Here is a 20,724-nt window from a genome sequence, read left to right as displayed (position 1 = left end):
GTTTCAGGGATGGCGGGTACCGCAGGGCCTTCGTCCTGCTGCACTCCGTCCTGTATACAGACTTTAATTATTGATCTGTATTCTGTAAAGCGCTATGCTGCGTTTCACCGTCATGAGGGGCTGTGTTCCCTGTTTTGGTTCCCTCGCACCGAAATGAACCAGTCCGGGCTGACCCAGACCTCGACGGCAAGATTTCCGCTTACATCCCATTTTTGCAGAGTAAAAACAATGACTTCGAGCAACTCCTCATCTCCCGCCGGCACGGCCATGGATAATCGGACGGGCGCTGCTGGTGCATGGCGCGCCGTCTTCGTCGACGCCAATCCCACATTGTCGGAAGTGTCTTTGCGTCTGCATCGCGCCGACGATCTGCCGCTCGAGGTCAACCGCCAGCCCGACATTCGCCCGGAAGGCCTGCCGGCCGCGCTGGGCGGTGCACCGATCGCGATCATCGACCACACCCATTTGCCCACCGAGATCGCGCGGCAGTGCCACGGGCTCAGGCACGTGGTGTTCCTCGGCACCGGCGCGCGCAGCTATATGAATCCCGAGGAACTGGCCGAGCTCGGTATCACGGTCCACACCATCAAGGGCTATGGCGATACGGCGGTGGCGGAGTGCGCGTTTGCGCTGATGTGGGCGGCGGCGCGCAATTTTGCGCGTATGGACCGCGAGATGCGCGCCGGCCACTGGCTGCGCTCGGATGCGGTGCAGCTGACCGGCAAGACCATCGGCCTGGTCGGCTTTGGTGGCATTGCGCAGGAGCTGGCGCGCCTGGCGCGTGGCATGGGCATGCGGGTCCTGGCCTGGAATCGCACGCCCAGGACGCACGACGGCGTAACCTTCGTCGACCTGGACACGCTGCTCGCGCAAAGCGACGTGGTATCGCTGCACCTGCTGCTGACCGACGAGACCCGCGGCATGATCAGCGCCGAACGCATCGCGTCGATGCGCGATGGCGCGATCCTGATAAATACGGCGCGCGGCGCACTGGTCGATGAAGACGCCATGATCGCCGCACTCCAGCGCGGCAAACTCGCGCACGCGGGACTCGATGTCTTCACGGTCGAACCGATGCCGGCCGGCCACGTTCTGACCACGTTGCCCAATGTCACGCTGTCGGCCCATTCGGCGTTTCGCACGCCGGAAGCCAACCAGAACCTAATCGAGGCTGCGCTGGACCACTGCCGCCGCATCGTCAAGTCCAACGCGTGAGGCCTGCCATGACCCCATCTTCCGCATCGATCGTACGGCTCGACCAGAACCATCGGCGCAGCCGGGCCGTGATTGCCAACGGCATGGTCTTTCTTGCCGGCCAGGTCGCCGACGACAAATCCGGCGATATCGCCGGCCAGGCCCGGGAAGCGCTGGCCAAGGTGGATGCCTTGCTGGCGGAAGCCGGTACCGACCGGCGCCGCGCGCTCACCGCGCAGATCTGGTTGGCCGATATGGCTGACTTCGACGGCTTCAATGCGGTGTGGGACGCATGGGTGGCGCCCGGCGAGACGCCGACGCGCTGCTGCGGCGAGGTCAGGCTTGCCGACCCCGGCTACCGCGTCGAGATCGTGATCTCGGCACTGCTGCCGTAACGGCTCCGGACCTGCCTCCATTTGCCCCGACTTGCCCAACCCCATCCACAGGAATTCCGCCCATGATTTCCACCACCGATCCGCACCGCAACCGCAAGCCGCGCCATATCGGCGACGAAGAGTGGGCCGTGCGCGTGCAACTGGCAGCCGCTTACCGGCTGGCCGCCAAGTTCCAGCTGACCGACCTGATCTACACGCATATCTCGGTACGCGTGCCCGGCACGACCGATCAGTTTCTGATCAACCCGCATGGCTGGTTCTTCGACGAAATCACGGCGTCGTGCCTGGTCAAGATCGATACGGAAGGCCGCCCCATCGGCGACAACCGCTTCGAGGTCAACGCCGCCGGCTTTACCATCCATAGCGCGCTGCACCAGAGTCGCCACGATGTGGAGTGCGTGGTGCACCTGCATACGGACGCCGGCATGGCCGTGGCCGCGCTGGAATGCGGGCTGCTGCCGCTGAACCAGATCAGCATGCAGTTCTATAACCGCGTCAACTACCACGACTACGAGGGCATTTCGCTCGACCTCGACGAGCGCTCGCGCATCGTGGCATCGATGCGCGATGCCAACTACCTGATCCTGCGCAACCACGGGCTGCTGACCACGGGCCGCTCGGTGGCGGAAGCGTTTACGCGCATGTTCTACCTGAACCGCGCCTGCGAAATCCAGGTGCAGACGTTGTCGATGGGTCAGAAGGTCACGATCCCGTCGCCGGAAGTCTGCGAGCACGCGGCCAAACAGCACGACGACTACGCGTATCTCGACACGGTTCACCTGGACCGCGAATGGACGGCGCTATTGCGACTGCTGGACCGCGACGGCGGCGACTATCGCTGCTAAGTTGGCAACTGGGTCGGCAGCTGAGTTGGCAAAGGCCTCGGACGAGGCTGTCGTTACCGAGGCCCCCGCGTCACGACGGCTGCCGCGAGTAGAGATCGAAGTCGTAGAAATGGGCGAGCGCGCGCTGCCACGGGCCCACCCGCTGGACCAGCTCGCGATGGCCCTCGGCGCAGACGATTTCATTGTGGCAGATGCGGAGTAGCGCGCCGAGGGCTCTCGGCTCGCTGACTTCCATGGCCACCAGCTCCGCCTGCAGTGCGTCCATTTGCGCGGCGTCAAACACGCCGCTGCCGACGATGCGCGCTTCCAGCATGGCAAACGAGCGCGCCAGATCGGCGTGCAAGCGTGCTTTGCGCGCAAATCCGAAGAGCAGGCTGCCGGTGGCGGTGACCGTAATGAGCGCGGCGGTAACGACCATGGCATCGTGGTTCAGAAGTTGCGCCACCGTGGCCGAACCGCCGACCACGGAGACCGCCTTGGCCAGGTTGTCGCACTGGTCATAGAAGCGCTCGCGCTTCTGGTGATAGGCACGCGACAACCAGCACCTGAACAGCAGGCCATACCGTTGCTCCCAGACAATCGGATCCCATGTCATCTCAATCGCCCTCCCGTTTGACAGGTGGTGGAGATGGCGGCGCCTCATCATGTGGTCGCGCGACTTCCGGGTGCTCGGTGGTGGGGCACACCGGTTGTGCCGGTCGCCTTTGCCGCCGGCGCGATGGCCTGCCATCCCGCGCGGGAGCGGCTGGCGCGTGGCAGGGGCCGGCCCCGTCAAGCGCGGCGGCTGGTTCGACAGGATTGGCCGGTTCCATATGGCAGGCCGGTTCAATGTGACCGGCCGGATCAACAGGATTGGCCGGATCAACAGGATTGGCCGGCTCAATAGGATTGGCTGTGTGTCGGTGCATTTGTCCTCCCACCAGCGATGCTGGATTTCATGACCGACTCATGCTGGAGGATCTGGCGTGCCGTGTATATGAGACGATTCTGAAACGCATTGCCGAGCGCTGCGGCCCTGCCACGTGCCGACGCCGCTTCAGGCCAATCGGTGCCGCCACGTGCCTCAAGGCCGATCGAGCCTGCCCTGCCAGCGATAGAGCGACCAGACCGTGGCGCCGAGCGTCAGGGCGACCGCGCCCGCGACCGTCAGCGCGGCTGCAAAGCCGCTGGCAAAGGCGCCGCTGGCCAGCGTCGCGATGGTGCCGCGCGCCGCGGGTTCCAGCTGGGCGAGCGCCTGGTGGATATCGCCGGCGAGTACCCGGGTCAGGAAGTCCGGTCCCAGTACATGGCGCCAGCCGTCGCCTGCCGGCAGCGCGGCCTCGAATGCGCTTTGCGTGTGCGAGGCCAGCACCGCGCCGAGCACGCCTACCGCGGTAACGATGGCGGAGAAGCGCGTGGTCGTGCTGATACCCGACGCCATGCCGGTGCGGTGTACCGGCACGCAGGCCATGATCGCCTTTTGCGTATCGCCGTTCATCACGCCGGCACCGAGGCCGGTCACGATCATGCCGATGGCGACCAGCAGATAACTCGCCTGGCTCGCCACGGCGGCGACCAGCAGGTTGCCGGTGCCGATCAGCAGCAGCCCCGCCACCAGCACGCTGCTGCTGCCGTGCAAGCGGGCCGACAGGCGCGCGCCGAGAAACGGCCCCACGATCATCGCCAGCGCAAACGGCAGCATGCTCACCCCGGCGCGCACGGCGGACATGCCGAACGCGTTCTGCAGGTAGAGCGGCAGGAATGTCATCATGACCTGCGCGCATGCCGCATAGCCGAACATGCCGAGCACGGCGCCGACAAAGCGCGGCTGCCGGAACAGCGACAGGTCGATCATGGCATGCGCGGTGCGGCGCTCGTGCAGGACGAACAGCGCAAGCAGCAGCGCCGCCGCGCCAAAGCGCGACCATGTCGTCGTGGAGGCCCAGCCATGCGCGGGAACATCGATCAGCGCCCAGATGGCCAGCATCAATGCGATGCCGAACAGCGTACTGCCGATCACGTCGATGCGCGCGCTCGCGGGGTTGCGCGACTCCGTCACCGCATGGCGTACGCACGCTACCAGCGCCAGACAGATCGGCACGTTGATCAGGAAGATCCAGCGCCATCCCGCCCATTGCGTGATGACGCCGCCGACCAGCGGGGCGATGGTGGTGGTGATACCCATGCAGGTGCCCCAGATCGCCCATGCGCGCGTGCGCTCGGCACCTTCGTGGAAGGTATTGGCGATGATCGCCAGCGCCGCCGTCAGCAGCATGGCCGCGCCCACGCCCTTGACCGCGCGCGCGATATTGAGGATGCCCGCCGTGGTAGCCAGCCCGCAGCCAACCGAGGCCAGGATGAAGACCGCCAGACCGAGCAGCATCATGCGCTTGCGGCCAAAGCGGTCCGCCAGGCCGCCGGCCGGCAACAGGCACGATGCAAACGCGACCATGTAGGCGCTGACCACCCATTCCACATCGGCGAAGCTGGCCTGGAACGTACGCGCGATTGCCGGCAGCGACACCGCCACCACGTTGGTATCGAGCACGATCAGCGCGCAGGTGGCGGAAGCCGTGCCGAGGATGAAGTTGCGGGTGCCGCGGCCTGGTGCGTCGGTGCCGCGGCCCGGTGCGTCGGTGCGCGGACGGCCCGGCTGGGCCAGGTGGGCGAGATGGTCGGGGCTGGAGGTGGACATGGAAGCGCGGGCTACGGGGCGGGGCGCGTGGGACCGGACTGCCGGCGGCAGCGCCCGGCACGCGCGTCGCGAAAACAGTATCGACAGGCCGCGATGGTAGCGTTGCGCCTATTGCCTGTCATTGCTATAAAGTGGCGAAATTGTTTACCAGATCGTCAATATATGAGGCAGCGCATGAGACAGTTAGAGATCGTCCATCTGCGCGCCGTCGCGGAAGTCGCACGGCAGCTGCATTTCTCGCGCGCGGCGGAAGTGCTCGACCTGGCACCGCCGTTGCTGACGCGGCGCATCCAGGAGGCCGAGCGCTTGCTGGGGGCGCGGCTGTTCCACCGCACGCGCCGCTCGGTCGAGCTGACCGCGGCCGGGCGCGCGTTCCTGCCGGAGGCGCATGCGGTGCTCGACCATCTGTCGCGCGGCATGGAGGTGGCGGCGCTGGCGGAGCGCGGCGAAATCGGCCGCATCGAGATTGCCTATGTGGGCTCGGCCGCGTATGCGGGCGTGCTGCAGCAGAATATCCGTGCCTTTCGCGACGCGCACCCGCGCGTGGAGATCCGTATCCAGGAGGTGGTGATGGACCGGATCGGCCCGATGCTCGACGAAGGCGAGATCGATGTCGCCTATTGCCGGCCACCGATGGTGCTGCCCGACAGCGTGAAGACGCTTACCGTCTATCGCGATGCGTTCCTGCTGGCGCTGCCATCCGATTCCCCGCTCGTGCGCGAACGCGAAGTCCAGCCAGCGCAGTTGCGCGAGGCCACCTTCGTGGTGCCGGAACAGGCCGCGGGCACCCTCGAAGTGGCGCGGCGCGGCAAGTTCTCTGCCACCATCGGCCCGCGCGGCGGCACGCTTGCGGCGGTGCTCGCGCGCGTGGCGCTCGGCAACAGCGTGGCGGTGGTGCCGGGTACGCTGGCGGCGTGCGTGTCGCTGCCCGGGGTGGAGTACCGGCCCATCGCCGGCAAGCCGATCGTGTCGGAGGTGGCGCTGGCCTATCGCACGCGCGAAGCGGCCGCCGCCGTCAAGGCGTACGTGGGGCAGGTCGCCGCCGGCCAGTAAGGTAGCCTGCGCCGCCACCGGCAAACAGCCACAGGCGACCCCGGGCGACCACGGGCGACCCCACGCGGCCCCGGACAACCGCCAGGCGGTCGCCCGCACGCTATGCGTTACAGCTTGCCCAGCGGTTTGAGCAGGACCGGATCCTGCCGGTAGAGGTCCGGAAATACCTGCTTGAGGTTGGCGATCTTGGGCAGGTCGTTGAACACGATATACGGATAGTTGGGGTTCTTGCTGAGGAAATCCTGGTGATAGTCCTCGGCGGCATGAAAGCCCTGGTAGTCTTCCACGCGCGTCACGATCGGCGCCCGGTACAGATGCGCGCGGTCGAGCTGGGCGATATATGCCTGCGCGATGTCGCGCTGGCCCGCCGTGAGCGGAAAGATCGCCGAACGGTACTGCGGGCCATGGTCGGGGCCCTGATAGTTCAGTTGGGTCGGATTGTGGGCCACCGAAAAGAAGATCTGCAGCAGCCGGCCATAGGTGACCTGTGACGGGTCGTACCGGATCTCGACCGATTCGGCATGGCCCGTGCGTCCACCGCTGACGGTCTCGTACTGTGCGCTCGCGGCGCTGCCGCCGGCATAGCCCGAGGTCACGCGCGTGACGCCGCGTACATGCTCGAATACGCCCTGTACACCCCAGAAGCAGCCGCCCGCAAACACCGCCGTGGCGGTCTTCGCGCTGCCGGGTCGCTCGTCCTGCATCGGCGCGGGAATCCTCACCGCATCCTCGGCCGACAGCGCGGGCCGCTGCCAGAGGACGGCGGTGACGGCGGTAACGAACAGGGCGGCGATGCCGGCGATCCTGGCCGCGCTCGGGCGGGTCCAGCGTTGCAAGGTGGCGAAATCAGTCATGGTCGCTCCTGATCATGGTGGAACACGGGATGGAAAGAGACGGGCAGGGCATGGACCGGTCAGGGGTTCAGCGCCAGCGGCGGCTGGGCCCCGTCGTCGCGCGTGCCATCAATGCCGGTAGCTGCCGGGGTGGGCTCCAGGGCCACCGTGGCGACGTCCGTGCGGCCGGCCTCGATCAGCAGCTGCCGGATCACGGCCTCCGACTCCGCATACTTGCCTTCGCCAAAATGGTGATAGCGGATGCGGCCCTGGGCATCGACAAAGTAATGCGCCGGCCAGTACTCGTTGTTGAAGGCGCGCCAGATCTTGAAATCGTTGTCGATGGCCACGGGGAAGTCGAGGCCAAGGTCCTTCATGGCGCGCCGCACGTTGTCGACATTGCGCTCGAACGCGAATTCGGGCGAATGCACGCCGATCACCACCAGCCCCTTGTCGCGATACTTCTGCGACCATGCCTTGACGTAGGGCAGCGCATGCAGGCAGTTGATGCAGGAATAGGTCCAGAAGTCGATCAGCACGACCTTGCCGCGCAAGCCCTGCGCGGTAAGCGGCGGCGAATTGAGCCATTGCACCGCGCCCGTGAGTTCGGGCAACTGGCCCTCGACCGGGAGCGACAGTTGCGGCGCGCTCACGCGCATGGCCATGGCGGCGGCGGCGCCTTCCATTACGTCCGCGCCGCCGGCATGGGCAGTGCCAGTCCGCATCGCGCCCCGGTCCACCGGACGGCGCGCAAGCCGGTCGACCAGATGCTGTTCGATGCCGCCCGTGGCCACCGTGGAAAGATTGGCCAGCACGCCGGTATCGAGGCCCAGGGCAATGGCCCCCACGCCTGTCAGCATGGCGGCGCCGATACCGCGGCGGATCCACTCGCCGGCGCCCAGCGAGCGCTTCATGGCGGCAAATACGCGCCCGCCGATCAGTAGCGCCACGGCGAGCGAGGTGGCGGCACCGGCGGCATAGCTCAGCAGCAGCAGCGTGGTACTCGCGCTGGCCCCGTTGAGCGCCGCGCCGGTGAGCACCAGACCCAGGATCGGGCCCGCGCACGGCGCCCACAGCAACCCGGTGGCGATGCCCAGTACGAACGAGGCGGATCCCGTACGGGTGCTGCGGTCGTGGCCTGGAGCGCCGCGGGGATCGCCCGCCAGCGCCGACAGGCGGCCGCCGGCGCGGACCAGCGGGTGCATGAGGCGCTCGCCAAACCGTGGCAGCAGCAGGGTGAGGCCGAATACACCCAGCAGCACGATGGCCAGGCCGCGGCCAAACGTGTTGGCTTGCGCCACCCAGCCGCCGCCCACGGCGGCGAGGGTGGCCACGGCGGCAAAGGTCAGGCTCATGCCGGCGAGCAGCGGCAGGCCGCTGCGCGCAAACGGCTGGTCCGAACGCGCAAAGACGAAGGGCAGCACCGGCAGGATGCACGGGCTGAGAATGGTCAGCACACCACCGAGATAGGCCAGGATGAAAAGCAGCATGGGAAACTCCGGGGCAAAATGCCATCGATCGTGAATGGCATGCTAGGCCCCGGGGGATCCACAAGTCCTCGCCAAACCTTAAACAATCCGTGATAACTCGCGGCGCGGATTTCTGCACAATAGCGCCATGGAACATCCCAAGCGAATTCTGGTGGTGGAGGACGATGTCGGCATTGCCGACGTGATGTGCCTGCACCTGCGCGACGAGCGTTACGAGGTCGTCCACTGCGCCGACGGCGCCGAGGGTTTGAGGCGCCTGGAGCAGGGAGGGTGGGATGCGCTCGTCCTCGACCTGATGCTGCCCGGCGTCGACGGCCTGGAAATCTGCCGGCGCGCGCGGGCGATGACGCGCTATACGCCAATCATCATCACGAGTGCGCGCTCGAGCGAGGTCCATCGCATTCTCGGCCTCGAACTCGGTGCGGACGACTACCTCGCCAAGCCCTTCTCGATGCTGGAACTGGTGGCGCGCGTCAAGGCGCTGCTGCGGCGCGTGGATGCGCTCTCACGCGATGTGCGCGCCGATGGGGGCACGCTTTCCCTCGGCGGCCTGGCGATCGATCCGCTCACGCGCGAGGTCAGTATCGACGGCCGCCGGCTGGAGCTGACCCCGCGTGAATTCGACCTGCTGTATTTCTTCGCGCGTCATCCCGACAAGGTGCTGTCGCGCATGGATCTGCTCAATGCGGTGTGGGGCTATCAGCACGAGGGTTACGAGCACACCGTCAATACCCATATCAACCGCCTGCGGACCAAGGTGGAGACCGATCCGGCGCAGCCCGCGCGCATCCTCACGATCTGGCGGCGCGGTTATCGCTTCGTGGCCGATCCGCACGCCTCCGGCGGCACGCAGGGAGACGGGGCGTGAACCTGTCCCTGACCCAACGGCTCTCGCTGGTGTTTGCCGGCTTGCTGCTGGCATGCTGCGGCGCCTCCGCCTGGCTGCAGATCCGCGCCAGCCACCTGCGCGAGATGGAGGTCATCCAGGACCTCTCGCGCGGTCTTGCCGAATATATCGCGCGCAATGCACTGCCGGCCGACCAGAGCGCGCTCGATGCCGAGGCCTGGCGCGAACTGTTCGGCCAGCTCATGGTGGTGAATCCGAGCATGGAGGTGTACCTGCTCGATGCCGAGGGCAATATCCGCGGCTACGACGCGCCTGCCGGCCATCTGGTGCGGGAGCGCGTCGACCTTGCGCCGGTCCGTCGGCTGCTCGACCGGGGTGCGCTGCCGATCCTCGGGGACGACCCGCGCAGCGCCACCGCGCGCAAGGTATTCAGCGCGGCGCCGTTGCGGCAGGGCGGCTATATCTATGTGGTGCTGCAGGGCGAGGCGCATGACCAGCTGGTGGCGCGCGCGTCCGCCAGTTCGGTGTTGCGTACCACGTTGTGGTCGATGGGGCTGGTGGCGTTGCTGGGCCTGGTGGCCGGCGTGGTGGCGTTTGCGCTGATCACGCGACCGCTGCGGCGCCTGACCGAGGCGATGCGCCAATTCGATTCGGAGGGGCCGGTGCCGGTGGTCGCCAGTGCGGCGCCGGTCGGTGGGCAGGGGGGCAGGGGCTCGAGTGAGTCATTGAGCGGGTCATTGAGCGGGTCATCGGGCGGGTTATCGGGCGGCTCATCGGGCGGCTCATCGGGCGGGTTATCGAGTGAGCCGGTACGGGCAGCCCAGAGCGGCCCCACCGGCGTGGCAACGCCCCCGCGCGATGAGATCGTTGCGCTCGACAGCGCCTTCCGCCAGATGTCCACCCGCATCGAGGCACAATGGCGCACGCTGCGCCAGCAGGACCAGGAGCGCCGCGAGATGATGGCCAATATCTCGCACGACCTGCGCACGCCGCTGGCGTCGCTGCATGGCCATCTGGAAACGTTGTCGCTGAAGGCCGATACGCTTGGGCATGCGGAGCGGCAGCGTTACCTGGCCATCGCGCTGGCGCAGAGCGTCAAGGTCTGCGGGCTGGCCCAGGCGCTGTTCGAGCTTGCGCGGCTGGAGCACGGCATGGTGCAGGCCGTGCCCGAGGATTTCTCGATGGTCGACCTGACGCAGGACGTGCTCGAGAAGTTCGCGCTGCCGGCGGGCGCCAAGGGCCTGCAGTTGCGCGCCGGCGTGCCGCCCGCGTTGCCGCCGGTCACGGCCGATCTTGGCATGATCGAACGCGTGCTTACCAATCTGCTCGACAACGCGATTCGCCATACGCCCTCGGAAGGCTGTGTGGAGATCGACCTTGCCAGTCAGGACGGCAGGGTACGCGTGACCGTCAGCGATACCGGGCCAGGTATTCCGGCGACGCTGCGCGAGTCGCTGTTCCAGCGCCCGTTCCCGTCCAACGGCGCGCATCGCGGCGGTGGACTTGGCCTGCTGATCGTGCAGCGCATGCTGCAGCTCAATCGCAGCCAGATTCGCCTGATCGAGCGCGCGCAGGGCACCACGCTGAGTTTCGATCTGCCCGTGGCGGTACCGCGTGTCCGCCTGCCCGCGCGTGCGGCTGGCCCGGGCGGGACATCTGCGGCAATATGACCGCTCAGTCCAGCCAGGGGATCACCATGCAAACGAGTGCACGCAACCAGTTCGCCGGCGAGGTTGTGGCGGCGCATGCCGGTGCGGTCAACGACGAGATTGTCATTGGCTTGCCCACCGGCCAGCAGATCGTGGCCACCGTCACCAGCGAAAGCGCAAGGCGCCTCGGTCTGACCCAGGGCAGGAAAGCCGTGGCGATGGTCAAGGCGACCTCGGTGATCGTGATGGTCGATGGCGATCCGGCCATGCTGTCCACGCGCAATGCCATTGCGGGCACCGTCACCGAGGTCCGGACCGGCGCCGTCAATACGGACGTGACCATTACCGCCGCGGGTGGGGTGGCGATCGCCGCCGTGATCACCAACAGCAGCGCCGCGCGGCTCGGGCTCGCGGCCGGCAAACCGGCGACGGCCATCTTCAAGGCCGCGAGCGTGATCGTGGGGGTCGACGGCTGACGGCCGGCTCAGCGAGGCTCAAGGCGGCTCAGGTCTGCAGGCGCGCCCTGAGCCAGTCGATGAATACATCGGTATCGCGCGGCAATTCGCGTGCCGCGGGTACCGCCATCAGGCCCTGCGCAAACGGAGTAAAGCCATACGGGGCCAGCAGCAGGCCGTTGGCGAGCTCGTCGCGCACGAGCCGCCGCTCGACCAGCGCGACGCCGAGCCCCGCCAGTGCGGCCTGGATGCACAGATGGGTATGCGGAAAGGTCGGCCCCGGCGCGGGCGCGATGCGCTTGCCGGTCAAGGCTTCCCACTGATCCCATGCGCTCGACGTGAAGTCGTGCGTGATGCGGATACCCTTGCTGGCCGAGCGGCGATAGGCCGGCGCGCACACCGGCCCGAACTGCACCGGCCCCAGTGGAATCGCGCGTTGCCGGTCGCCCGCGGGATAGGAGGTCAGGTCCCAGGCGATCACCACATCGGCGCCTTCCGTGCGGATCTCGCGCGCGGACGTCATCGATAGCCGGATGCGGATATCGGGTCGGACCCGATAGAAGTCGACGAGCGCCGGCACCAGCCAGCGCATCGCAAACGTGGCGCTGCAGGCCACGTGCAGCGTCGGCCCGCGCGCCTGGTCGAGGACGCGGCCGTATCCCTGCTCCAGTTGCTCGAACACCGAGCGCACCACCTCGTAGAGCGCGCGTCCCTGCGGATTGAGCCGGACGCCGGTGCCGTCGCGCTCAAACAGCGCGCACTCCGCGTGCTCCTGCAACTGCCGCAACTGGCGGCTGACCGCGCCGTGCGTGCGATGCAGTTCCCCGGCCGCGCGCGTGACCGAGCCTGTGCGCGCGGTTGCCTCGAACGCGCGCAAGGTGGAGAGCGGAGGGAGCTGACGCATGGATTTGGTGAGAAAAACTGACGGAGTGTGGAAAATAACTCGATTTCACCGTGCTGGAAAGGCTAATACGCTGATCGTCGTTGTCAATTTCTCACGAAAGGAAAAGCGATGAGTCGCATCCGAGAGGTCATGGGATACGAGGTCCTGGACAGCCGCGGCAATCCGACGGTCGAGGTGGAGGTGACGCTCGCCGACGGCAGCCGCGGTCGTGCCACGGTACCGTCCGGCGCTTCCACCGGCGCGCGCGAAGCGGTCGAGCGGCGCGATGGCGATGCCGCGCGCTATCTCGGCCGCGGGGTGCTCGGCGCGGTGAATGCGGTCAACACCGAGTTGCGCGCGGCCCTGCGCGGAACCGATGCGCGCGATCAGCGCGAGGTCGACCAGATTCTGATTGCCGCCGATGGCACCGCGAACAAGGCACGGCTGGGTGCCAATGCGCTGCTGGGCGTCTCGCTTGCAAGCGCGCGGGCGGCGGCGACCTCGGCAGGGCTGCCGCTGCATGCGCACGTGGGTGGGGCGGACGCCGTGCTGCTGCCGGTGCCGTTGATCAATATCGTCAACGGCGGCGCCCATGCGGACAATGCGCTCGACTTCCAGGAGTTCATGATCGCGCCGGTGGGCGCGCCCACCTTCGCGGAAGCGCTGCGCATGGGGTCTGAGGTGTTCCATACCTTGCGCGGCCTGATCCGGGCGGCCGGCTTCCATACCAATGTCGGCGACGAAGGCGGCTTCGCGCCGGACCTGCGCACCGCCGAGGACGCGCTGGACCTGATCGTCAGCGCCATCGAACGGGCCGGCTATCGCGCGGGGGGCGAGATCGTGCTCGCCATCGATCCGGCCGCAAGCGAGCTGTTCGAGGATGGCCGCTATGTCTATCGCGGCGAAGGCGTGGTGCGCACCATGGCGGAGCAGGTCGATTACCTGGCCACGCTGGCGGCGCGCTATCCGCTTGGCTCGATCGAGGACGGCATGGCGGAGCGCGATGCCGCGGGGTGGCAGCAACTGACCCAGCGCCTTGGCGACGATTGCCAGCTGGTGGGCGACGACGTGTTCTGCACGCATCCGCGTCTGCTGCGCGACGGTATCGAGGCCGGCCTCGCCAATGCCATCCTGATCAAGCCCAACCAGATCGGCACGCTGACCGAAACGCTCGACACCATGGCGGTGGCGCGTGCGGGCGGCTACGCGGCCGTCATGTCGCACCGTTCCGGCGAAACCGAGGATGTCACGGTAGCAGACCTCGCGGTGGCCACCGGCTGCGGCCAGATCAAGACCGGTTCCCTGTCGCGCGCCGACCGCACCGCCAAGTACAACCAGTTGCTGCGGATCGAACGGGCGTTGGGCGCCCGCGCGCGCTATGCCGGTGCCCACGATGCCGGCATGCACTGGCGGCGCTAGCGTGGCTGCCGGTGTCTCGCGCGCGCCACTCGATGCTGCAAAGCCGCGCGCGCGGTACGCGTTGCTACTAAGCTGAAGCGGGAACCTCTGCTGGCCCGGCGCGTCTCTGACGGGTGAGGAGGTGGCTTCGGGAGACGCGATGAGGCACGTCGAGGGCAGGGGCTGCTGGTTTGCGGCGGGAATGCTGACCGGCGCATTGATGGCGGCGGCAAGTGTCATCTGGGCCAGCCGCCGGCGCGAGGTGTCGGAGACGGCGTGGGTCCCCGAGTTGGGGCCCGCCTCCGCGCCGCCCGACAATGCCGCCATGCCGGAGGCAGCCGATGCGGTCGCGCCGGCCGCCACCGTGCGCGCTGCCACGGCTGCCGGTGCCGCCGCGCCGGCCAGCGTTTCCCCGTCAACCGGCGCGGACGATCTCGCGTCCGGCGCCGACATGTTCGAGTATCGTGGCTTTGTGATTCACCTGTTCTGGCAGGCCCTGGGCCCGGCGCGCTACAAGGCGTGGTGCGATATCTGGGAGGCCGGCGCCGTCGTGCAGGAGGCCGGCGGTCCGCCGGCGACCTATCTGACCGCGGCCGAAGCGCGTATGGCGGCGGGCGCATGGGCCCGGCACTGGGTACAGAACAATGGTTGACCGGTCCATGGTTGATTCGTCCACCGTTGACCCGTCCACGATTCGCGCCATCGTGCCGGACGCCTTGTCGACATGGATTGCCGACCGACCTTTTCGACAATCCAGGGTAACCCCTCGCGCCGATCACGAAGGCTGCATGACAGGAGACCGCAAACATGCACGCGTGTGACCTCTGCCACTTGCTGGTGGGCGAACCGGCAAGTGTGCCGCCCCACGAAAAACTGATGGCGTCAGGCATCAATGCGATGTCCAACCGTTGCAAGGTGGACAGCCGCTGGCGCTGTACCGAGTGTGGCGCGTGGATGTATCAGAGCACCGCGCTGGGCGAACCGCCCAATACCTGGCGCATGGGCGCGCGACCGCTCGACGCGTAAGCACATGCGCGCCGGCGCCCGCGCCCGCGCGCGGCCCCTGCCAAGGTAGGGAATGCCTACCGCGCCGGGAGGATGTGACGGCGCCGACACGCGTGTTACGATGCGCGCGCGTATTTTTGGAGTCCATGATGCTTGTCTGCCAGAACCAACCCTGCGGTGCCCGCTGGTCGCCCGCGGAGGTGACGATCAAGAACGAGGGGCAGGGGCCCATGTTCCGCTGCCCGCTGTGTGGGGCGCGCAATGCGCTGCGCGTCAGCCAGCGATCCGACGGTACCGTCAGATACGAGCAGGTGCGCCGTGACGCGCCGGTCGTCGAAGGGCAACCCACGCGCGGACGACGACGGCCCTGAGCCGCACCCGGCCGCAAGCAGGAACGCGCGTTGCGAAGCCGTTTTGCCTCAAGACGCTGGACGCGGGACCGTTAAGAACATTATGGACATTCGCGATCTATCCCAAGACTCCGCATCGAACGCCGAGGTGATCGGCTGGGCCGGCGCGACCCCGCAGGTCATCGCCAAGGTACTCAATGCCGCGCTCGCCGCGCAGGACCTCTCCGGTTTTGCCGCCTTGCTGTCGGACATCGCACGCGACCGCGGCCTCAAGGGCGCGCGTGGCACGCATCAGTCGATCTACGACATGCCCTATGCGAGCCTGCTGCCGCGGCAGAAGCATCTGCTGGCGGACGCGTTCGATCTTTTCATCCGGCTCGGTATCGAGTTTCGCGCGCGCGGCGAGCAAGACGACATGCATGACGCGCTCGGCGACGACATGGAACCGCTGCGCGATATCGACGACGCGGACGCGATCGACGATTGATCGCCGTCGGCTGCGCGCGCCCCGCGTGGCCACCCATTGCTCATCTTCAATCCATACGCCGGCGAGCGCGGTACCGTCTTGCTCACCGCCTGCCCCGTCGCCTGCCCCGGCACCTCGTCCGACCTCCGCGTCTCCCGCCTGACCTGCGCCATCAGCCGCGTTCCAGCAGGCCGATCTCGCGCACCGCCACCGACAGCATCGACAGTCCGGCCACACCCGAGGTGCCGGACGCACGCTGGTCGGCCAGCATCTGCGCATAGCGGTCGAGCGCCGTCCGCCGGGTGGTGCGCCAGGTCTCGATCAGGGCCTCGGTGTTATCGAGGGCAGGCGCGCTGCCCAGCACGCTGGTGGTCAGCGCGCGCTTGAGCCGGCCCAGGTCTTCCAGCGTGGTGGTGCGGGCCAGCAGGTCCCAGTGCGTGTCCGCCGGCAGCGCCAGCGCGCGCTCGCGCAGCCAGCCGAAGTTCATATGCGTATCGAGCGCAAAGTACACGCCGGCCACCGCGTCGAGGCTGCGGCCGCAATTGGCCGCGACTTCGGCAATGTCGAGCGCCGCCGCGGCGATATCGCTGGCCGCTACCGGCATCGCCAGCGCATCGTCGACGCCGGCCTCACCAAGTTCGCGCAGGCGCGTCGCGAGCGCGCTGGCCGCCTCTTCCGGCAGCAACGACGGCAACTGCGGGGTCAGCCAGCGGGCCGCCTCGACAAAGCGGGTCGCCCCGGCGTCGACGGTGCCGCCGCCGCGCAGATAGCGGATGAACCACAGGGTGGCGCGCTCTAGCAGGCGGCCCAAGGCGCCGAACATGCGCGCCTGCACGGCGTCGGCCACGCGGTTGTCGAGCGCATCGATGGCCTGCCACAGCGCGGTCAGGCCGAACACGTCGCGTGCCAGCATGCAGGCGCGCACGATATCGGCGGGCCGCGCGTCGGTCTCCTCCATCAGGTGGTGGACAAAGGTGGCACCGATGCGGTTGACCAGCATGTTGGTCAGATGCGTGGCGAGGATCTCGCGGCGCAGCGGATGGCGCTGCATCGCCTCCGCATGGCGCTCGCGCAGCGGCACCGGAAAGTAATCCGCCAGCAGCCCACCGACGAGCGGATCGTCGGGCAGGTCGGAGACCAGCAGCTCGTCGTACAGCCACATCTTGCTATACGCGAGCAGCACCGCGCGTTCGGGCGAGGTCAGTCCGGCGCCGGCCGCCTTGCGTTCGGCGATGGCTTCCTCCGACGGCAGGAACTCGAGCGGCCGGTTGAGGCGACCGGCCCGCTCCAGCCAGCGGATCAGGCGGGCCTCGGCGTCGATCAGCGCGGCCGCCTCGCGCCCGGCCACCGAGAGTGCCTGGGTCTGGTAATAGTTGTCCTCCAGCACCAGCAGGCCGACCTCGTCGGTCATCTCGGCCAGCAGCTTGTTGCGTTGTTTCTCGGTCATCTCGCCATCGCGCACGACAATGCCGAGCAGGATCTTGATATTGACCTCGTGATCCGAACAGTCGACCCCGGCCGAGTTGTCGATGGCGTCGGTATGGATGCGGCCGCCCTTGCGCGCGAATTCGATGCGGCCGAGCTGCGTAAAGCCCAGGTTGCCGCCTTCGCCCACCACCTTGCAGCGCAACTCGCTGCCGTTGACGCGCACCGCATCGTTGGCGCGGTCGCCCACCTGCTGATGCGTCTCCTCGCTCGATTTCACATAGGTGCCGATGCCGCCGTTGTAGAGCAGGTCGACCGGCGCCATCAGGATCGCGTGAATCAGCTCGGCCGGCGACAGCGAGGTGGCCTCGGTGCCCAGCGCGGCCCGCACCTGCGGCGTCAACGCAATCGACTTGGCGGTGCGTGGATAGACGCCGCCGCCGGGTGAGATCAGCGTGGTGTCGTAGTCGGCCCAGCTTGAACGGGGCAACGCAAACATCCGCGCGCGCTCCGCCAGGCTGCGCGCGGGGTCGGGGTCCGGATCGAGAAAGATATGGCGATGGTCGAACGCGGCCAGCAGGCGGGTCTGTGGGGACAGCAGCATGCCGTTGCCGAACACGTCGCCCGACATGTCGCCCACGCCCACGACGGTAAACGGCGTGGTCTGGATATCGGTGCCCATTTCGCGGAAATGCCGCTTGACGCTTTCCCATGCGCCGCGCGCCGTGATGCCCATCTTCTTGTGGTCGTAGCCGACCGAGCCACCCGAGGCAAAGGCATCGTCGAGCCAGAAGCGATATTCGCCCGAGATCGCATTGGCGTAGTCCGAAAAAGTGGCGGTGCCCTTGTCGGCCGCGACCACGAGGTACGGGTCCGATTCGTCGTGGCGCACCACCTGCGGCGGCGGCACGATCTCGCCGGCCACGAGGTTGTCGGTCAGGTCGAGCAGTCCACGCAGGAAGGTCTGGTAGCAGGACACGCCTTCAGCCAGGAATGCATCGCGGTCGGTGGCTGGCGGCGGCCGCTTGACCACGAAGCCGCCCTTGGAGCCGACCGGCACGATCACCGTGTTCTTGACCATTTGCGCTTTCATCAGGCCCAGCACTTCGGTGCGGAAATCCTCGCGGCGGTCGGACCAGCGCAAGCCGCCACGCGCGACGCGACCGCCGCGCAGGTGCACGCCTTCCACGCGCGGCGAGTAGACCCAGATCTCGAACATCGGCCGCGGCTCGGGCAGGTTGGCGACCAGGGCCGGATTGAACTTGAAGGACAGGTAAGGGCGCGCCGCGCCCTCGGCGTCGCGCAGGAAGTAGTTGGTACGCACGGTCGCCGTCATCACATTGAGGAACAGCCGCAGGATGCGGTCCTCGTCGAGATTGGGCACCTGGTCGAGCGCGGCACCGATGTCGTCGAGCAGCTTCTGGCAGCGCGCATCGGGCGGCGTGCCGGGCTGCCCGCACGCGACCGCCGGGTCGAAGCGCGCCACGAACAGCGCCACCAGCATGGCCGCGATGGTCGGGTTGGCGGTCAGCGCGCCCTCGATATAGGCGTTGCTGAAGGTCGAGCCGACCTGGCGCAGGTACTTGGCATAGGCGCGCAGGATGGTCACGTCGCGCGCCGCCAGGCCGGCGCGCAGCACCAGCCGGTTGAGATCGTCGTTCTCGATCTCGCCGTTCCACGCGCGCGCGAAGGCATCCTCGAACAGCGGCTTGATGCGCTCGATCTCGACGTCGGGCCGATGGCCGCTGGCGTCGTTGGCAATTTCCAGGCCAAAGTCGTGGATCCACACCGGCAGGCCCGCATCGGGCTCGATCAGGTAGGGCCGCTCCTCGTCCACGCGCACGCCCAGATGCTCGAGCATCGGCAGGCTGTGCGACAGCGCGATCGGTTCGCCGGCGCGGAAGACCTTGAAGCGGAACGCGCCCGGCGCGGCCTCGATCGGGCGGTACAGGTTCATGGCGAGGCCGCTCGGATGCGCGCGCGCCTGCTCCATCAGCTCGATATCGCGCACCGCCGTACGGGCGGCGTAGTCCTCGCGATAGCCGGCCGGGAACGAATCGCCATAGCGGCGCAGCAACCGGTTGCCGTGCTCCTCGCCCCGGCTTTCGTGCAGCGCGGCGGCGAGGTCGTCCTGCCAGCGGCGGGTGGCCTGCACGATGCGGTCTTCGAGTTCGCGCGTGTCGACCTCGGGCATCGTGCCCGGCTGGCCGCGCACGGTCAGCTGGATGCGGGCCAGCGGTGACTCGGACAGCAGCGGCGTAAACTCGCAACCGCTGCCGTTGAACGCCTGCATCAGCAGTTTCTGGATGCGCTGACGCAGGTCGGTGTTGTACTTGTCGCGCGGCACGAACACCAGGCACGAGACAAAGCGGTCGAAGCGGTCGCGCCGCACGAACAGGCGTGTGCGCTGGTGTTCCTGCAGGCGCAGGATGCCGAGCGCGATGTCGTGCAGTTCGTCCTCGTCGGCCTGGAACAGCTCGTCGCGCGGATACTGTTCGAGGATGGTCACCAGCGACTTGTACAGGTGTCCCTTGGTGAGAAAGCCCGCGCGCGCCAGGATGTTGGCGCACTTGCGGCGCACCACCGGGATTTCCGAGCTCGGCGACATATAGACCGTCGAGGTGTACAGCCCCACGAAGCGGCGCTCGCCAAACAGCTTGCCGTCGGCGTCGAGCAGCTTCACGCCGATATAGTCCAGATAGCCGGGACGGTGCACGGTGGCGCGCGAGTTGGCCTTGGTCAGGAAGATCGGCGATTCGCCCTCGATGATGCCGCGTGCCGCCGCCGGCAGCGGCGTCAGGTCATCGTCGCCGGGTACACGCAGCGCTTCGCGCAGGATGCCCGCGCCCGATCCCGCGACGCCCCGCAGGTAGAAGTTGCCGTCGCGTGCCATCAGCTCGTAGTCGCGATGACCGAGGAACGTAAAATGGTCGTCGAGCAGCCACTCCACGAACGCGCGCGCCTCGACAGCGGCCGGCGTGGCGGCATCGGCTGCGCGCGCCATGCTGTCGATGGTCTCGCGCGCGGTGCGCTGCATGGCCGGCCAGTCCTCGACCGCCGCGCGCACGTCGACCAGGATGCTGGCGATGCCGCTGCGCAGTTGTTCCAGTTCGGCGGCGCCGCCAATGCGATCCACCTCGAAATGGATAAACGACTCGAGCTGGCACTGGCCCGGGCCGGCGTCCCTGGCTTCGGGCCCGCCCAGTCCGAGACTGGCAATGCCGCCGGTCGGGCTGCTCGCCGTGTCTCCCCCGGCGTGACGGCATACGCGAAAGACCGGATGGATCGCCGAATGCAGGGCGAGGCCGCGCCGGTTGATCTCCATCGTCACGGAATCGACGAGGAACGGCATATCGTTGTTGACGATCTCGACGATCGTATGGTCCGAGTGCCAGCCGTGTTCCTCGAGATTGGGGTTGTACACGCGCAGCCGCGCGGTGCCGGTCTGGAACTTCTGTGCGGTCTGCCAGTGCGCCATCACGGCGCCATAGAGATCCGCCACGTCGCGTCCGAGCAGGTCCTCGGCATCGGCCAGGTCATAGTAGTGCCGCAGCAGCGGCTCGACGATGCCGAAGGTCTGTGCCGGCAGGCGCTCGCGCGCCAACGCCAGCAGTTCTTCCAGCAGGAGTGCGACTTTTTCTTCGTTTTCCGGGGGCATGGCATCTCCTCGGCGATGTGCCGGTGCATGCTCACACTTTAGGAAAGATTGTGGACGCCGGGGTGACAAAAATACCGGTGTGCGGCGCGCCAACAATGGCAATG

The 20,724-nt window shown here is 67.5% G+C and carries 16 protein-coding genes and 1 pseudogene; 11 read left to right on the top strand and 6 right to left on the bottom strand.

The genetic code is table 11. From position 1 onward, the window contains the following. Nucleotides 1-267: 267 nt before the first annotated feature. The 3 genes from DFLDMN_RS05110 to DFLDMN_RS05100 all read left to right on the top strand — a co-directional run bounded on the left by DFLDMN_RS05110 (nucleotide 268) and on the right by DFLDMN_RS05100 (nucleotide 2,434). Nucleotides 268-1,215 (top strand): NAD(P)-dependent oxidoreductase, encoded by a 948-nt coding sequence (locus tag DFLDMN_RS05110; RefSeq protein ID WP_423197397.1) that lies wholly within the window; start codon nucleotides 268-270, stop codon nucleotides 1,213-1,215. An 8-nt stretch (nucleotides 1,216-1,223) separates the two neighbouring features. Beyond that, nucleotides 1,224-1,589 (top strand): RidA family protein, encoded by a 366-nt coding sequence (locus DFLDMN_RS05105; RefSeq protein ID WP_423197396.1) that lies wholly within the window; start codon nucleotides 1,224-1,226, stop codon nucleotides 1,587-1,589. A 62-nt stretch (nucleotides 1,590-1,651) separates the two neighbouring features. Next, nucleotides 1,652-2,434, top strand: a complete 783-nt coding sequence (locus DFLDMN_RS05100; RefSeq protein WP_423197395.1) for a class II aldolase/adducin family protein — start codon at nucleotides 1,652-1,654, stop codon at nucleotides 2,432-2,434. Nucleotides 2,435-2,504: 70 nt separating this feature from the next. Here DFLDMN_RS05100 and DFLDMN_RS05095 read toward each other — a convergent pair whose 3' ends face one another. Both DFLDMN_RS05095 and DFLDMN_RS05090 read right to left on the bottom strand, forming a co-directional pair. Continuing rightward, nucleotides 2,505-3,029, bottom strand: coding sequence for a hypothetical protein (locus DFLDMN_RS05095; protein WP_423197394.1), 525 nt, complete (start codon nucleotides 3,027-3,029; stop codon nucleotides 2,505-2,507). A gap of 468 nt (nucleotides 3,030-3,497) precedes the next feature. Then, nucleotides 3,498-5,108 carry an MFS transporter gene (locus DFLDMN_RS05090; protein ID WP_423197393.1) on the bottom strand — a complete coding sequence of 537 codons (1,611 nt, stop codon included), beginning with the start codon at nucleotides 5,106-5,108 and terminating at the stop codon, nucleotides 3,498-3,500. A 174-nt stretch (nucleotides 5,109-5,282) separates the two neighbouring features. On the opposite strand from DFLDMN_RS05090, the gene DFLDMN_RS05085 reads away from it, so the two are divergent. Beyond that, complete coding sequence (locus DFLDMN_RS05085; RefSeq protein WP_423197392.1) at nucleotides 5,283-6,161, top strand: LysR family transcriptional regulator; 879 nt, start codon at nucleotides 5,283-5,285, stop codon at nucleotides 6,159-6,161. Nucleotides 6,162-6,268: 107 nt separating this feature from the next. Here DFLDMN_RS05085 and msrA read toward each other — a convergent pair whose 3' ends face one another. Both msrA and DFLDMN_RS05075 read right to left on the bottom strand, forming a co-directional pair. Then, nucleotides 6,269-7,015: a peptide-methionine (S)-S-oxide reductase MsrA gene (msrA, locus tag DFLDMN_RS05080; protein WP_423197391.1), complete on the bottom strand. Its 747-nt coding sequence runs from the start codon at nucleotides 7,013-7,015 to the stop codon at nucleotides 6,269-6,271. A gap of 86 nt (nucleotides 7,016-7,101) precedes the next feature. Further along, nucleotides 7,102-8,484 (bottom strand): annotated as a pseudogene (locus DFLDMN_RS05075) (cytochrome c biogenesis protein DipZ); the annotation flags it as partial. Between the two features lie 127 nt (nucleotides 8,485-8,611). Here DFLDMN_RS05075 and DFLDMN_RS05070 point away from each other — a divergent pair. From DFLDMN_RS05070 to DFLDMN_RS05060, 3 genes are read left to right on the top strand one after another with little or no spacing between them, the layout of a single operon-like run. After that, nucleotides 8,612-9,352, top strand: coding sequence for a response regulator transcription factor (locus tag DFLDMN_RS05070; RefSeq protein ID WP_423197390.1), 741 nt, complete (start codon nucleotides 8,612-8,614; stop codon nucleotides 9,350-9,352). Further along, complete coding sequence (locus tag DFLDMN_RS05065; protein WP_423197389.1) at nucleotides 9,349-11,001, top strand: sensor histidine kinase; 1,653 nt, start codon at nucleotides 9,349-9,351, stop codon at nucleotides 10,999-11,001. Before DFLDMN_RS05070 ends, DFLDMN_RS05065 begins: the two co-directional genes overlap by 4 nt. 26 nt (nucleotides 11,002-11,027) lie before the next feature. Further along, on the top strand, nucleotides 11,028-11,456 hold the full coding sequence (locus tag DFLDMN_RS05060) for a TOBE domain-containing protein (RefSeq protein WP_423197388.1): 429 nt from the start codon (nucleotides 11,028-11,030) through the stop codon (nucleotides 11,454-11,456). A 28-nt stretch (nucleotides 11,457-11,484) separates the two neighbouring features. Here DFLDMN_RS05060 and DFLDMN_RS05055 read toward each other — a convergent pair whose 3' ends face one another. Then, nucleotides 11,485-12,339: a LysR substrate-binding domain-containing protein gene (locus DFLDMN_RS05055; RefSeq protein ID WP_423197387.1), complete on the bottom strand. Its 855-nt coding sequence runs from the start codon at nucleotides 12,337-12,339 to the stop codon at nucleotides 11,485-11,487. A 108-nt stretch (nucleotides 12,340-12,447) separates the two neighbouring features. On the opposite strand from DFLDMN_RS05055, the gene eno reads away from it, so the two are divergent. The 4 genes from eno to DFLDMN_RS05035 all read left to right on the top strand — a co-directional run bounded on the left by eno (nucleotide 12,448) and on the right by DFLDMN_RS05035 (nucleotide 15,558). Then, complete coding sequence (gene eno / locus DFLDMN_RS05050; protein WP_423197386.1) at nucleotides 12,448-13,737, top strand: phosphopyruvate hydratase; 1,290 nt, start codon at nucleotides 12,448-12,450, stop codon at nucleotides 13,735-13,737. Nucleotides 13,738-13,876: 139 nt separating this feature from the next. After that, entirely contained in the window at nucleotides 13,877-14,368 is a 492-nt protein-coding gene (locus DFLDMN_RS05045) for a hypothetical protein (RefSeq protein WP_423197385.1), read from the top strand. Nucleotides 14,369-14,523: 155 nt separating this feature from the next. Next, the gene (locus DFLDMN_RS05040; protein ID WP_423197384.1) at nucleotides 14,524-14,742 is read left to right on the top strand and encodes a hypothetical protein; all 219 of its coding nucleotides are present in this window, start codon (nucleotides 14,524-14,526) and stop codon (nucleotides 14,740-14,742) included. Between the two features lie 432 nt (nucleotides 14,743-15,174). Beyond that, nucleotides 15,175-15,558, top strand: a complete 384-nt coding sequence (locus DFLDMN_RS05035) for a hypothetical protein (RefSeq protein ID WP_423198325.1) — start codon at nucleotides 15,175-15,177, stop codon at nucleotides 15,556-15,558. 151 nt (nucleotides 15,559-15,709) lie between these two features. Here DFLDMN_RS05035 and DFLDMN_RS05030 read toward each other — a convergent pair whose 3' ends face one another. After that, nucleotides 15,710-20,620 (bottom strand): NAD-glutamate dehydrogenase, encoded by a 4,911-nt coding sequence (locus DFLDMN_RS05030; RefSeq protein ID WP_423197383.1) that lies wholly within the window; start codon nucleotides 20,618-20,620, stop codon nucleotides 15,710-15,712. Nucleotides 20,621-20,724 lie beyond the last annotated feature (104 nt).

Source organism: Cupriavidus sp. H19C3 (genome assembly GCF_049393815.1).
Taxonomy (GTDB): Bacteria; Pseudomonadota; Gammaproteobacteria; order Burkholderiales; family Burkholderiaceae; genus Cupriavidus.
This window is presented reverse-complemented; position numbering and strand designations above follow the sequence as displayed.

Excerpts from the sequence above, each read along its gene's own strand:
- DFLDMN_RS05110 (WP_423197397.1), top strand. The coding sequence starts at position 268 with ATGGATAATCGGACGGGCGCTGCTGGTGCATGGCGCGCCGTCTTCGTC.
- DFLDMN_RS05090 (WP_423197393.1), bottom strand. The coding sequence starts at position 5,108 with ATGTCCACCTCCAGCCCCGACCATCTCGCCCACCTGGCCCAGCCGGGC.
- DFLDMN_RS05035 (WP_423198325.1), top strand. The coding sequence starts at position 15,175 with ATGGACATTCGCGATCTATCCCAAGACTCCGCATCGAACGCCGAGGTG.
- DFLDMN_RS05060 (WP_423197388.1), top strand. The coding sequence starts at position 11,028 with ATGCAAACGAGTGCACGCAACCAGTTCGCCGGCGAGGTTGTGGCGGCG.
- DFLDMN_RS05030 (WP_423197383.1), bottom strand. The coding sequence starts at position 20,620 with ATGCCCCCGGAAAACGAAGAAAAAGTCGCACTCCTGCTGGAAGAACTG.
- DFLDMN_RS05055 (WP_423197387.1), bottom strand. The coding sequence starts at position 12,339 with ATGCGTCAGCTCCCTCCGCTCTCCACCTTGCGCGCGTTCGAGGCAACC.
- DFLDMN_RS05095 (WP_423197394.1), bottom strand. The coding sequence starts at position 3,029 with ATGACATGGGATCCGATTGTCTGGGAGCAACGGTATGGCCTGCTGTTC.
- DFLDMN_RS05100 (WP_423197395.1), top strand. The coding sequence starts at position 1,652 with ATGATTTCCACCACCGATCCGCACCGCAACCGCAAGCCGCGCCATATC.
- DFLDMN_RS05045 (WP_423197385.1), top strand. The coding sequence starts at position 13,877 with ATGAGGCACGTCGAGGGCAGGGGCTGCTGGTTTGCGGCGGGAATGCTG.
- eno (WP_423197386.1), top strand. The coding sequence starts at position 12,448 with ATGAGTCGCATCCGAGAGGTCATGGGATACGAGGTCCTGGACAGCCGC.
- DFLDMN_RS05070 (WP_423197390.1), top strand. The coding sequence starts at position 8,612 with ATGGAACATCCCAAGCGAATTCTGGTGGTGGAGGACGATGTCGGCATT.
- msrA (WP_423197391.1), bottom strand. The coding sequence starts at position 7,015 with ATGACTGATTTCGCCACCTTGCAACGCTGGACCCGCCCGAGCGCGGCC.
- DFLDMN_RS05085 (WP_423197392.1), top strand. The coding sequence starts at position 5,283 with ATGAGACAGTTAGAGATCGTCCATCTGCGCGCCGTCGCGGAAGTCGCA.
- DFLDMN_RS05105 (WP_423197396.1), top strand. The coding sequence starts at position 1,224 with ATGACCCCATCTTCCGCATCGATCGTACGGCTCGACCAGAACCATCGG.
- DFLDMN_RS05040 (WP_423197384.1), top strand. The coding sequence starts at position 14,524 with ATGCACGCGTGTGACCTCTGCCACTTGCTGGTGGGCGAACCGGCAAGT.